The sequence below is a fragment of the Streptomyces sedi genome, from assembly GCF_006335015.1.
GTDB lineage: Bacteria > Actinomycetota > Actinomycetes > Streptomycetales > Streptomycetaceae > Streptomyces > Streptomyces sedi.
Map to the genome: position 1 here is coordinate 1 of NZ_VDGT01000015.1, position 12554 is coordinate 12554.

The window sequence follows — 12554 nt, forward strand, 5'->3', positions numbered from 1 at the left end:
GGCGTTCGGCAGTCAGGCGCGGTTTCGCGTTGGGCCGGTGGCGGCCTGGGGGGCGCGGGGAACTGCGCGGTGCATCCGTGTGGGCGGTCAGACGACGACGGCGCCGTACCGACAAGGCGGGTGGTCGAACCGGCCCCCGCCGGCAAGGCACCCCTGCCAGAAACACCCGCTTCGCGCGTAGCATCCCCGCCATGGCAACGACCAGCGGAGACACGCCCCCCACCGGACAGTGGTTCCCCGCCGAGTGGCCGGACCGCATCCGTGCCCTGGCCAGGGGCGAACTGACGCCCGTTCCCGCCCGCCCGGCCGCCACCGTGCTGTTGCTGCGCGACCCGGCGGACGGAGCCGAAGGCCCGGGGCCCGAGGTGTTCCTGCTGCGCCGACGCCGTTCGATGGCGTTCGCCGGCGGCGCCTACGCCTACCCCGGCGGCGGCGTCGACCCCCGCGACGGCGACAGCGTCGCCGCCCGCGGCAACGGCACGCCCCCCGACGTCACAGCCCTCGCCGCGTTGCGCGAACTCTTCGAGGAGGCCGGCGTGTTGCTCGCCGGCCCCGACGAGCACAGCCTCGTCGCCGACGTCACCGGCGACGACTGGGAGGCCGACCGCCGCGCCCTGGTCGCCCGCGAGCTGTCGTTCAGCGCGTTCCTCGCCCGCCGCTCCCTGGTGCCGCGCGGCGACCTGCTGCGGCCGTGGGCGCGTTGGGTCACCCCGGAGTTCGAGAGCCGCCGTTACGACACCTGGTTCTATGCCGCCGCCCTGCCGCCGGGGCAGCGCACCAGGAACGCCTCGACGGAGGCCGACCACGCCGCCTGGCTGTCGGCGGCCGAGGCGGTCGCCGGCTTCGACCGGGGCGAGATGGTGATGATGCCGCCCACCGCCGCCACCCTCCGCCAGCTGCTGCCGCACCGCACGGCGGCCGAGGCGCTGGCCGGCGCCGCCGACCACGACCTGGCGCCGGTGCTCGCCCGCGCCACCCTGGTCGGTGACGAGGTGGTGCTGAGCTGGCCGGGCCACGAGGAGTTCGAGAAGCGGGTGAGCGGCCGGTGACCGGCGCGGCGACGCCCCCGGGGCGGCCCAGCGGCGCGGCCCCCAGGGGCCGGATCACCACACGCGCCAGCTCCGTGCTGGCGCCGAACGCCTCCCCGATGACCCTGGACGGCACCAACACCTGGATCCTCGCCGAGCCCGATGCCGCACGCGCGGTCGTCGTCGACCCCGGCCCCCTCGATGAGGGGCATCTGCGTGCCGTGCGCGACGCCGTGACCGCGCGCGGCCAACGCGTCGACCTGGTGCTGCTGACCCACGGCCATCCGGACCACGCGGAGGGCGCCGTCCGGTTCGCCGAGCTGACGGGCGCTCCGGTCAGGGCGCTGGACCCGGCGTTGCGGCTCGGCGACGAGGGACTGGGCGACGGCGACGTGGTCACCACCGGCGGCATCGAGCTGCGGGTGGTCGCGACCCCGGGGCACACGGGGGACTCGCTGTCGTTCCATCTGCCGGCCGACGGCGCCCTGTTGACCGGCGACACCGTGCTGGGCCGGGGCACCACCCTGGTGGCTCATCCGGACGGCAGGCTCGGCGACTACCTGGACTCGTTGCGTCGGCTGCGTTCCCTCACCGAGGGCGAGGCGGGCGCGCACACCGTGCTGCCCGGCCACGGGCCGGTGCTCGCCGACGCGCAGGGCGCGATCGACCACTATCTCGCTCATCGCGCGGAGCGTCTCGCCCAGGTGGAGGAGGCGGTGGCCCGCGGTCTGACCACGCCGGAACAGGTGGTCGCCGACGTCTACGCCGCCGTCGATCCGGCGCTGTGGCCGGCGGCGGAACTCTCCGTCCGCGCCCAACTCGACCATCTGCGGCGACACGGCACGCCGCCGCCGGCGCGCGACTGAGAAACCACGCGCCGGCACGAAACGTCAGCACGAGCGCCGGCACGAGTGTCAGCGCGAAACGCCGGCACGAGCGCCGGCACGAAACGTCAGCGCGAAACGCCAGCGTGAAACGTCAGCGCGAGCGCCGCGCCAGGCGCTCGATGTCCAGCAGGATCACCGCGCGGGCCTCAAGACGCAGCCAGCCCCGGGCCGCGAAGTCCGCCAGTGCCTTGTTGACCGTCTCGCGGGAGGCGCCCACCAGCTGGGCCAGCTCCTCCTGGGTCAGGTCGTGCACCACGTGGATGCCCTCCTCCGACTGCACGCCGAAGCGGCGGGAGAGGTCGAGCAGCGCCTTGGCGACGCGTCCGGGCACGTCGGAGAAGACCAGGTCGGACATGCTGTCGTTGGTGCGCCGCAGCCGGCGGGCCACCGCGCGCAGCAGCGCGGACGCGACCTCGGGCCGGGTGCTGAGCCAGGGCTGGAGGTCGCCGTGGCCCAGGCCGAGCAGCCGGACCTCGGTGACCGCGGTGGCGGTGGCGGTGCGCGGGCCCGGGTCGAAGAGCGACAGCTCGCCGATCAGCTCGCCGGGGCCGAGGACGGCCAGCATGTTCTCCCGGCCGTCGGGCGAGGTGCGGTGCAGCTTCACCTTGCCCTCGGTGACGACATAGAGCCGGTCGCCGGGGTCACCCTCGTGGAAGAGGGTGTCGCCACGGGCGAGCGTGGCCTCGGTCATGGAAGCGCGCAGCTCGGCGGCCTGCTCGTCGTCGAGTGCCGCGAAGAGCGGGGCACGCCGCAGTACGTCGTCCACGGGTTCCTCTCCTTGTCGGCCGCGAGGGCCGGTGGTCTTCCAGCCCCCCGGCCGGGCGCCGGGGAACGATTTGACCTTCTCATCATGCCGGACGTCCCGGCGTGGCCAGCGGGTACAAGTCTGACGCACCGGTGCGTACCGGCCCACGGCAGGGGCCCGTTCGGTGGGCGAATGGCCGGAGGGCGGGGCGAATGTCGGCCCTCCCGTTTACGCTGGCCGGGTGGCCAGCGGACGCGGGCGCGCGTGCGGTGGAGCGGGAGAAAGCGAGGGCCACCCGGGTGAACGCACGGCAGGATTCCGCTGAGGGCGAACAGGGCGCGGCCGGGCGGGTGACCCCGTCCCCGGCGGGCCGCGGAGGGGGCGCCGGCGCGAAGGGCGAGAGCCGGCTGGCCATGGTGCGCCGGGCGCGCAGGACCTACCGCGCGCTGGGCGAGGTGTACTACTACGCCCACCCCGAGTTGGACTTCGACGACCCGTTCCAGCTGCTGGTCGCCACGGTCCTCTCCGCGCAGACCACCGACCTGCGGGTCAACCAGACGACGCCCAAGCTCTTCGCCGCCTACCCCACCCCCGAGGACCTGGCCGCCGCGGACCCGTCGGTGCTGGAGGAGCTGATCCGCCCCACCGGCTTCTTCAGGAACAAGGCCCGCTCGCTGATCGGCCTCTCCACCGAGCTGCGCGACCGCTTCGGCGGCGAGGTCCCCGGCCGCCTGGAGGACCTGGTGACGCTGCCGGGCGTGGGCCGCAAGACCGCGCACGTGGTCCTGGGGAACGCGTACGGCCGCCCCGGGATCACGGTGGACACCCACTTCCAGCGGCTGGTGCGCCGGTGGAGGTGGACCGAGCAGGAGGACCCGGTGAAGATCGAGGCGGAAGTGGCCGAGATCTTCCCCAGGAAGGACTGGACCACCCTGTCGCACCGGGTGATCTTCCACGGCCGCCGGATCTGCCACAGCCGCAAGCCCGCCTGTGGCGCCTGCCCGATCGCCCATCTCTGCCCGTCGTTCGGCGAGGGCGAGACCGATCCGGACAAGGCGAGGAAGCTCCTGAAGTACGAGATGGGCGGTCAGCCGGGGCAGCGGCTGAAGCCGCCGGCCGACTACCCGGGCCGGCCCGCGCCGCCCCTGGGCACCCGAGTGGACGGGGCCTGACCGCACCGCGCCCGCCCGCCGCCCCTCCACCTCTGCCCAGGGAGCCCGCTCTTGACCAGCCCCCACCCCGCCGACCCCCACCCCCACCCCGCCGGCCCGGCCGGCTCCCCGGCCCCGCCCGACGCCGCCGCGCGCGACGAGCTGCCCGAGTGGCTTCGCCCGTTGGCGGAGGCCGCGCGCACCATCGAGCCGCGCCAGCTCAGCACCTTTCTGCCGCCGCCCGACGGCGGGCGCCCCTCGGCGGTGCTGGTGCTCTTCGGCGAGGGCGAGTCCGGCCCCGAGCTGCTGCTGCTGGAGCGGGCCAGCAGCCTGCGCCAGCACGCCGGCCAGGCCTCGTTCCCCGGCGGCGCCCTGGACCCGGAGGACGGCGACCCGGAGGGCGCCGGGCCCTGGCGGGCCGCGCTGCGCGAGGCCGAGGAGGAGACCGGGCTCGACCCGGCGGGCGTGCGGATCTTCGCCACGCTGCCCCGGCTCTACATCCCGGTCAGCCGCTTCGTGGTCTCCCCCGTGCTGGCCTGGTGGCGCAAGCCGACCCCCGTCGCCCCGCAGGACCCGGCCGAGACCGCGCGGGTCTTCACCGTTCCGCTGGCCCGGCTGTGCGACCCGGCGCACCGGGGCACCGCGCTGCACCCCAGCGGCTACCGGGGGCCCTGCTTCGACGTCGCCGACACCCTGGTCTGGGGCTTCACCGCCGGGGTGATCGACCGGCTGCTGCACTACGGCGGCTGGGAGAGGCCCTGGGACGACGGGCGCGTGCTCCCGTTGGACCACTCGGCGTGAGCCGCGCCCGGCCCCGTGAGAACGTGGCCGGGTGAACGTCCTCGACGTCTCGCTGCTGCTGGCCGCCGGCTCGCTCGCGGTCATCGGCCATGGCCGGGGGCTGCTGCTCGGCGTCTGCTCGGCGGTCGGCCTGCTCACCGGAGTGCTGCTGGCGACCCGCGCGCTGACCCTGCTCTGGCCCGAGGGAACGGGCACCGCCGGCGCCGCCGCCGGGCTGGTGCTGCTGGGCTCGGCCGCGGTCGTCGGGCAGGCCGCGGCGACGCTGCTCGGCGCCCGGCTGCGCGCGCTGGTCACCTGGCCGGCGGCCCGCGCCGTCGACGCGGCCGGCGGGGCGCTCGTGCACGCGTTGGCGCTGCTGCTCGTCGCGTGGCTCTTCGGCTCCGCGCTGACGCTGGTCACCTCCGGCACGCTCGGCAGCGAACTCCGTTCCTCCCGCGTCCTCTTCGGGGTCTCCCGCGCGCTGCCGGCCCAGGCCGAGGGGTGGGCGGGGGAGCTGAGCGGCGTGCTGGCGCCCGGCGCCCCGCGCGGGCTGGCCGCGCCGATCGGCACCGAGCCGATCACCCGCGTCCCGCCGCCCGACCCGGAGCTGGTCGACGCGCCCGCGCTGAGCGGCGTCTGGCGCTCGGTGGTGCGGATCGAGGGGTCGGCGCCCGGCTGCGGGCGCACCCTGGAGGGCACCGGTTTCGTCTTCGCTCCCGGGAAGGTGATGACCAACGCGCACGTCGTCGGCGGTGTGGGCGCGCCGCTGGTGCGCGTCGGCGGGCTCGGGCAGCGGTTCCCCGGCGAGGTCGTGCTCTTCGACCCGCTGCGCGACCTCGCCGTCATCGACGTGCCGAACCTGCCCTCGCCCGCCCTGCCGTTCAGCGCGCGGGCGGCCGAGTCGGCGGAGGGAGCCGTGGTCGTCGGGTTCCCCGAGGGCGGCCCGTACGAGGTCGGGTCGGCCCGCGTCCGGGACCGCTACCGGGCCAGGGGCCCGGACATCTACCGCGGCGACATGGTCAACCGGGAGGTGTACTCCCTCCACACCACCATTCGCCCGGGCAACTCCGGCGGCCCGCTGCTGTCGCCCGAAGGCGAGGTGCTGGGGGTGGTCTTCGCCCGCTCCCTCGACGAGGACAGCACGGGGTACGCGCTGACCTCCGAAGAGGTACGGGAGACGGCCGCCCGCGGGCGCACCGCCGAACGACCGGTGGACACCGGGCGCTGCGCGCCGGCATGACGGCCGTTCGGTGCGTGTGGGGGTGCTCGGCTCGCTGTGGTGTCGAGTGCTCGGCGCGGAGCGTGGGACTCAGCCGCGCGGATGCCGCAGACGAGCGCTGACCCAGCGCGCGCGGCGGCGGAGGATATCGGGAAATCTGATCTCCGTGTCGGGCAACGGGCCACCCCGGAAGTCGCGAGCGGTGCCTCGCACCCGGGTGGCGGCCCCATTGCCGCTTGGTTCACGTGCCACGTCACGGTATTCGCGCGTCCAGCCCATAACACGTCCCTGCCCGTGCTCCAAGGTCAGTAACCCAGATTCGCGAAGTCCACGGGCGTATGCGACTGGCAGTTGCCAACGGCCCCGACGCGCCGTCAACCGCGCGTGGACCAGCGGTCTACGGCGCGTTGACGAAACGGTGACACGAGGGAGAAAGGCGACGCGGGAGGCGCCAGGGACACCCAGCGGTGTCCGTCAGCGGTCCGGCTCGGGATCGCGCAGCCAGTCGATCAGCTCGCCGCTGAACGCGTCCGGGTCCTCCTCGTGCGGGAAGTGCCCCAGGCCGTCGAAGAGCCGCCAGCGGTACGGCGCCTCCACGTACTCCCCCGAGCCGGCCGAGCTACGGGTGCGCACCACGGGATCGAGGGAACCGTGCAGATGGAGCGTGGGCACCAGCACCGGCCGCTTCATCCGCCGGTTGAACTGCACCCCGTCGGGACGCACGATCGAACGCACCAGCCAGCGGTACGGCTCGACGGCGCAGTTCGCCGTGGAGGGCACGCACATCGCCTGCCGGTACACCCGCACGTCGGCCGGCTCCGGCTGACGCGGTCCCGACCACTCCCGCATCAGCCGCCCCACCAGCGCGCCCTCGTCCGCGACCAGCTGACGCTCCGGCAGCCAGGGGCGCTGGAAGCCCCACACATAGCGGCTGGCCGCCGTCTGCCGGGGGTCGCGCAGCAGCGCGGCGCGCCAGCTCCGCGGGTGCGGCATCGAGGAGACCACCAGCCGCCGCACCAGCTTGGGCCGCATCACGGCCGCCGTCCACGCCAGATAGCCGCCGAGGTCGTGCCCGACCAGCGCCGCGTCGGGCTCCCCGAGGGAACGGATCACGCCCGTCACGTCGAGCGCCAGATTGGCCGGGTCGTAGCCGCGCGGAGTGCGGTCGCTGCCGCCGATGCCCCGCAGGTCCATGGCCACGGCCCGGAACCCGGCCTCGGCCAGCGCCGTCAGCTGGTGCCGCCAGGTCCACCAGAACTGGGGGAACCCGTGCACCAGCAGCACCAGCGGCCCCTCGCCCGTCTCGGCGATATGGAACCGCGCGCCGTTGGCCGCGACATCGCGATGCGTCCACGGCCCGTCCCGCAGGATCACCGAGGAACGCATCCCGGAGTGGTCGGCGTGAGTCATGCGGACGAGCCGGCGCGGTCGCCGGCCACGGCGCGCGCTTCGGAGGTCTCGGCCGCACCGGCGGCCTCGTCGGAGTCCCCGTCACGCGGGCGCGGCTTGGCCCGGGAGAGCACGGTCGCCGACTCCTTGGCGGAACGGATGGACCGCTCCGGCGGCGAGATCTTCCCCAACTTGCGCTTCGCCCACAGCGCCATCAGCAGCGCCAGCACCAGATAGATGCCGGCGACGATCAGACAGGCGATGGCCAGCGGCAGGTCCCACCAGTTCCGCAGCCAGAACGCCAGCGCGAAGCTCAGCAGCGGCACGGCGAAGACGACCAGCCCGGCCGCCACCACCCCGGCCACGCTCCCGAAGAGGGCGCGTTTGACGTCCTGTCGGATCTCCGCCTTGGCGAGGGCGATCTCGTCGTGGACCAGACCGGACAGCTCGCCGGTCGCCGAGGCGACCAACTCTCCGAGGCTGCGGCCCTCGTCGGCTGCGCTCATCGCGTTCTCACTTTCTCTCCTGGCGTGGTTGCGGTAGGTGCACGTGACAGTAGTGGTGCCATGGTGGTGCGTCCGTCGCGACACCTCGTCGCCCCCGGGAGGGATGCCACAGATGGTATAGGGGCGCCCGATCAACGATCGGGCGCCCCTATGCGCTCCAACGCGCGGCACGCCGTCCGAAACCCGCTCACTCCCGTGTGGACGGGGAGGAGAACGGGCGGCGGCTGACGGTCAGTCCTCCGAGGGCGCGGAGGGCAGCTTGCTCTGGATCAGGTCCATCACCGCCGGGTCGGTCAGCGTGGTGACGTCGCCCAGTTCGCGGTTCTCCGCGATGTCCCGCAGCAGCCGCCGCATGATCTTGCCGGAGCGCGTCTTCGGCAGCTCGTCCACCGCCAGGATGCGCTTCGGCTTGGCGATCGGCCCCAACTCCTTGGAGACGTGCGCCCGCAACTCCTCGACCAGCCCCTCCTCCTGGGGAGCGCCGCCCCGCAGGATGACGAACGCGCAGATCGCCTGAGTGGTCTGCGGGTCGGTGGCCCCGACGACCGCGGCCTCCGCGATGCGGGGGTGGCTGACCAGCGCGGACTCGACCTCGGTCGTCGAGATGTTGTGGCCGGAGACCAGCATCACGTCGTCGACCCGGCCCAGCAGCCAGATGTCGCCGTCGGCGTCCTTCTTCGCGCCGTCCCCGGCGAAGTACCGGCCCTCGAAACGGGACCAGTAGGTGTCGAGGAACCGCTGGTCGTCGCCCCAGATGGTGCGGAGCATCGACGGCCAGGGCTCGGTCAGCGTCAGATAGCCGCCCGAGCCGTTGGCCACCTCGTTCCCGTCGTCGTCCACCACCGTCGCGCTGATCCCCGGCAGCGGGGTCTGCGCCGACCCCGGCTTCGCCAACGTCACTCCCGGCAGCGGGCTGATCATCATCGCGCCCGTCTCGGTCTGCCACCAGGTGTCGACGACGGGGGTGCGACCGCCGCCGATGTGCTCCCGGTACCAGACCCACGCCTCCGGGTTGATCGGCTCGCCCACCGAACCGAGCACCCGCAGGCTGGAGAGGTTGAACCCGGCCGGTACGTCGTCGCCCCACTTCATGCAGGTGCGGATCGCGGTGGGCGCGGTGTAGAGCAGGGTCACGCCGTACTTCTCGACGATCTCCCACCAGCGGCCGTTGTGCGGGGTGTTGGGCGTGCCCTCGTAGAGCACCTCCGTCGCGCCGTTGGCCAGCGGGCCGTAGACGATGTACGAGTGCCCGGTGACCCAGCCGATGTCGGCGGTGCACCAGTAGACGTCGGTCTCCGGCTTGAGGTCGAAGACCGCGTGATGGGTGTAGGCGACCTGCGTCAGATAGCCGCCGGTGGTGTGCAGGATGCCCTTCGGCTTCCCCGTGGTGCCCGAGGTGTAGAGGATGAAGAGCGGATGCTCGGCGTCGAACGCCTCCGGCGTGTGCTCCTCGGGCTGCCGGCCCACCGTCTCGTGCCACCACAGGTCCCGGCCCTCGGTCCAGGGAACGTCCTGACCGGTGCGGCGCACCACCAGCACGTTCCGCACCCGGGCGGCGCCGGGGCGGGTCAGGGCCTCGTCCACGGCGGGCTTCAACGCGGACGGCGCGCCCCTGCGGTAGCCGCCGTCGGAGGTGATCACCACCCGGGCGTCCGCGTCCTCGATCCGGGTGGCCAGCGCGTCGGCGGAGAACGCGCCGAAGACCACCGAGTGCGGCGCCCCGATCCGCGCGCAGGCCAGCATCGCGATGACGGCCTCGGGGATCATCGGCATGTAGATGGCCACCCGGTCGCCGGTGGCCACCCCCAACTCGGTCAACGCGTGCGCCGCCTGGGAGACCTCGCGCTGCAACTCGGCATAGGTGATCGCACGGGAGTCGCCGGGCTCGCCCTCGAAGTGAATGGCGACCCGGTCCCCGTTGCCGGCCTCGACATGGCGGTCGACGCAGTTGTAGGCGACGTTCAACCGGCCGTCGGCGAACCACTTGGCGAAGGGCGGGTTGGACCAGTCCAGGGTCTCGGTGGGCTCCTGCTCCCAACTCAACCGGCGAGCCTGCTCCGCCCAGTACTCCAGGCGATCCTCGGCTGCCGCCTCGTAGGCGGCGGCGGTCACATTGGCTGCCGCCGTCACCTCGGCCGGGGGCGCGAACCTCCGGGTCTCCGTCATGAGGTTGGCCAGGCTCTCGTTACTCACAACGCCTCCTTGTCCGCCCCGCCATGGTGAGCGGCCGATGTCGCCACCGCCGAGGGGTGACGTGGGCGAACGAGGGGCGGCCGGGACCGACGGCCAAGCGCCCGTCGCACATGGCAGTCACCCGCGCGGCGTCAGTTGTGTCCCACGGCACACCCCATCAGTCCCACCTTCCTTTGACAAGGCCATTCGATCTCCGCGCGATGAACGGTCAACCGCTGCGACGAACGGGCTCCGCCGCACCGTTCACCGGAACGCCCAGCACCTCCTCGCCCCCGTGCTCCGGCCGGACCGCGGTGAAGACGGGGGGCCGCCCCTCCTCCCGATCCAGCACATAGATCTGGGCCAGCCCGACGTGGAAGTACATCCCGCGCAGGCGGAGCGTGCCCTCGGCCAGCCGCTGGGCCACCGACGGATGCCCCGCGAGATGCTCCAACTGCTGCACCACGTTGGCCAGGCAGAGCGCCTCCAACTCGGTCTCCTCGGGGCCTTCCCCCTCCCGGGCCCCGCCGCCCGGTGTCTCCCCGGAGCGCTCCCCGTGGTCGATCCGGGACGGCGGCCCCGAGCGCAGCCGCTCCAGGCTGGGGCCGGCGTGGGCGAGCCAACGGCCGAGCGGTCCCTCGGGCAGCATCCCGCGCTCCCGGTCCACCGACCGCAGGGCGCGCATCGCCCCGCATCCCGAGTGGCCGCAGACCGTGAGGGTGGTGACCCCCAGCTCGGTGAGCGCGTACTCGATCGCGGCGCCCACCGAGTCGTCGCCTGAGTCGGCCCCGGGAGGCGGCACCAGATTCCCGATGTTCCGCACGGTGAAGAGGTCGCCCGGTCCGCTTGAGGTGATCATGCTGGTGACCAGGCGGGAGTCGGCGCAGGTCAGAAAGAGCTGTCCGGGCCGTTGCCCCTCGCGCGCCAGCCGCGCCAGCTCCTCGCGCACCATCGGCGCCGTCATGCTCTGGAAGGCGCGCAGCCCACCGAGAAGCAGGTCCGGCGACCCGCTCGACGGCGCCGGGACCGGCGCATCGCCGTGGACCACGTCCCGGTGGTTGCGCCAGGACTGCCACGGGTGGCAGCGGTGCGGCGCCGCCGCGGAGGGCGCCGCGCTCCCCGGCAGCCCCAGCCCGGCCGGCAGCTCCACCGTGCCGCCCTGCGCCAGATGGGACGCCCGCCAGTCGTGCAGCGTCTCGAACGCGGCATGGTCGACGAAGGTGCCCTCCAACTCGACGACCACCCGCTCCCGCTCCGGCAGCTGCCCGAGCACCCGCGACAGCCTGGGCACCGCGAGAAACGTCAACTGCCCCCGGACGCGCACCCGGTGTCCGCCGTCCGGCAGCGACTCCTGGCTGATGCCGGTGTGCGTCAGCCGGTGCAGCGCCACCGCGACGGCGGCGAGGATGCCGATCCCGACGCCCTCCAGCACCCCGAAGGCCGTCACCCCGACCGCCGTGGCCACGTAGACGGCGACCTCGCGGTGGCGGGTCACGCTGCGGATGTGCGTGATGTTGACCATCTGCACGCCGACCACCATCACCAGCGCGGCCAGGGCGCCGAGCGGGATCAGCTCCAGCACCCCCACCAGCAGCCCCGTGGCCACCAGTACCCAGCAGCCGTGCAGGATCGTGGAGCGCCGGGAGACCGCGCCAGCCGCCACGTTGGCCGAGCTGCGCACGGCGACGCCGGTGACCGGCAGTCCGCCGAGGGAGCCGGAGACCATGTTGGCGACGCCCTGGCCGCGTAGCTCCCGGTCGAGGTCGGCCCGGGGCACGCGCGGCCCGCCGGCCCGCTGTCTCGCCGCCGCCAGCTTGTCGACCGCGACCGCGGACAGCAGCGACTCCACGCTCGCGACCAGCGTGATCGTCAGCACGGCCGCCAACAGCCCGAGCACGGGCCCCTCCGGCATCCGGGGCAGCGCGTGGCTGCTCCAGGACGGCAGGTCGACGCGGGAGACGTCGAGGGAGAGGGACCAGGAGAGGAACGTCGCCAGCACCACGGCCGCGAGCGCCGCCGGCGCCGCCTTGCGGACCAGGCTCCCCGCCCGCCCTGGCAACCGTGGCCAGAGCAGCAGCACCGCCACCACCAGCGCGCCCACCGAGAGCGAGGTCAGCTGCGGATCGGACAACTGGCGCGGCAGATCCGCCAGGTTGTCCAGGGCGGAGCTCTCCGGGTCTCCGCCCAGCACGATGTGCAGCTGGGAGAGCGCGATGGTGGCGCCGATGCCCGCCAGCATCCCGTGCACGATCGCCGGGCTGACGACCAGCGCCGACCTGGCCACCCGCAGGGCGGAGAGCGCGAGTTGGGTCAGGCCGGCGAGCGCGGTGATGGCGCAGGTGGTGCGCCAGCCGTACTGGTGGATCAGGTCGGCCGTGATGACCGTCAGGCCCGCGGCCGGGCCGCTGACCTGGAGCGGCGCGCCGCCCAGCAGCCCCACCACGATGCCGCCGACCGCCGCGGCGACGAGCCCCGCCTGGAGCGGTGCGCCCGTGGCCAGCGCGATGCCGAGGGAGAGCGGCAGGGCGATCAGGAAGACCGAGACCGAAGCGGAGAGATCCGCGCGGTGGCGAACGAACGGCGAGCGGAAGCCCGACCATCCGGACGGTGAGGAGGCGGGGGCCGGGGAAGCCGGCTCGGGCTGGGTCGAATCGGGAGTGGGGGCGCAGGCGGACAT

The 12554-nt window shown here is 73.8% G+C and carries 10 protein-coding genes; 5 read left to right on the forward strand and 5 right to left on the reverse strand.

Features of this window, described 5'->3' with window-relative positions:
• Window positions 1–191 precede the first annotated feature (191 nt).
• On the forward strand, window positions 192–1049 hold the full coding sequence (locus FH715_RS18995) for an NUDIX hydrolase (RefSeq protein ID WP_139646921.1): 858 nt from the start codon (window positions 192–194) through the stop codon (window positions 1047–1049).
• The gene (locus FH715_RS19000; protein WP_139646923.1) at window positions 1046–1894 is read left to right on the forward strand and encodes an MBL fold metallo-hydrolase; all 849 of its coding nucleotides are present in this window, start codon (window positions 1046–1048) and stop codon (window positions 1892–1894) included. The genes FH715_RS18995 and FH715_RS19000 overlap by 4 nt, the downstream gene beginning before the upstream one ends.
• Before the next feature lie 112 nt (window positions 1895–2006).
• On the opposite strand, the gene FH715_RS19005 is transcribed toward FH715_RS19000, so the two are convergent.
• Window positions 2007–2681, reverse strand: coding sequence for a Crp/Fnr family transcriptional regulator (locus tag FH715_RS19005; RefSeq protein ID WP_097231687.1), 675 nt, complete (start codon window positions 2679–2681; stop codon window positions 2007–2009).
• A gap of 278 nt (window positions 2682–2959) precedes the next feature.
• Between FH715_RS19005 and nth the strand changes: the two genes are divergently transcribed.
• The 3 genes from nth (at window position 2960) to FH715_RS19020 (ending at window position 5831) form a co-directional block, all read left to right on the forward strand.
• The gene (gene nth, locus FH715_RS19010; RefSeq protein ID WP_425472745.1) at window positions 2960–3832 is read left to right on the forward strand and encodes an endonuclease III; all 873 of its coding nucleotides are present in this window, start codon (window positions 2960–2962) and stop codon (window positions 3830–3832) included.
• A gap of 141 nt (window positions 3833–3973) precedes the next feature.
• Complete coding sequence (locus FH715_RS19015; protein WP_246108852.1) at window positions 3974–4612, forward strand: NUDIX hydrolase; 639 nt, start codon at window positions 3974–3976, stop codon at window positions 4610–4612.
• 31 nt (window positions 4613–4643) lie between these two features.
• The gene (locus FH715_RS19020; protein ID WP_139646927.1) at window positions 4644–5831 is read left to right on the forward strand and encodes a MarP family serine protease; all 1188 of its coding nucleotides are present in this window, start codon (window positions 4644–4646) and stop codon (window positions 5829–5831) included.
• A 453-nt stretch (window positions 5832–6284) separates the two neighbouring features.
• Here FH715_RS19020 and FH715_RS19030 read toward each other — a convergent pair whose 3' ends face one another.
• From FH715_RS19030 to FH715_RS19045, 4 genes are all read right to left on the reverse strand, one after another.
• Entirely contained in the window at window positions 6285–7220 is a 936-nt protein-coding gene (locus FH715_RS19030) for an alpha/beta fold hydrolase (RefSeq protein WP_139646930.1), read from the reverse strand.
• Entirely contained in the window at window positions 7217–7705 is a 489-nt protein-coding gene (locus FH715_RS19035; RefSeq protein WP_139646932.1) for a phage holin family protein, read from the reverse strand. The genes FH715_RS19030 and FH715_RS19035 overlap by 4 nt, the downstream gene beginning before the upstream one ends.
• Before the next feature lie 231 nt (window positions 7706–7936).
• On the reverse strand, window positions 7937–9898 hold the full coding sequence (acs, locus tag FH715_RS19040; RefSeq protein ID WP_139646934.1) for an acetate--CoA ligase: 1962 nt from the start codon (window positions 9896–9898) through the stop codon (window positions 7937–7939).
• Between the two features lie 208 nt (window positions 9899–10106).
• Window positions 10107–12554, reverse strand: coding sequence for a bifunctional SulP family inorganic anion transporter/carbonic anhydrase (locus FH715_RS19045; RefSeq protein ID WP_139646936.1), 2448 nt, complete (start codon window positions 12552–12554; stop codon window positions 10107–10109).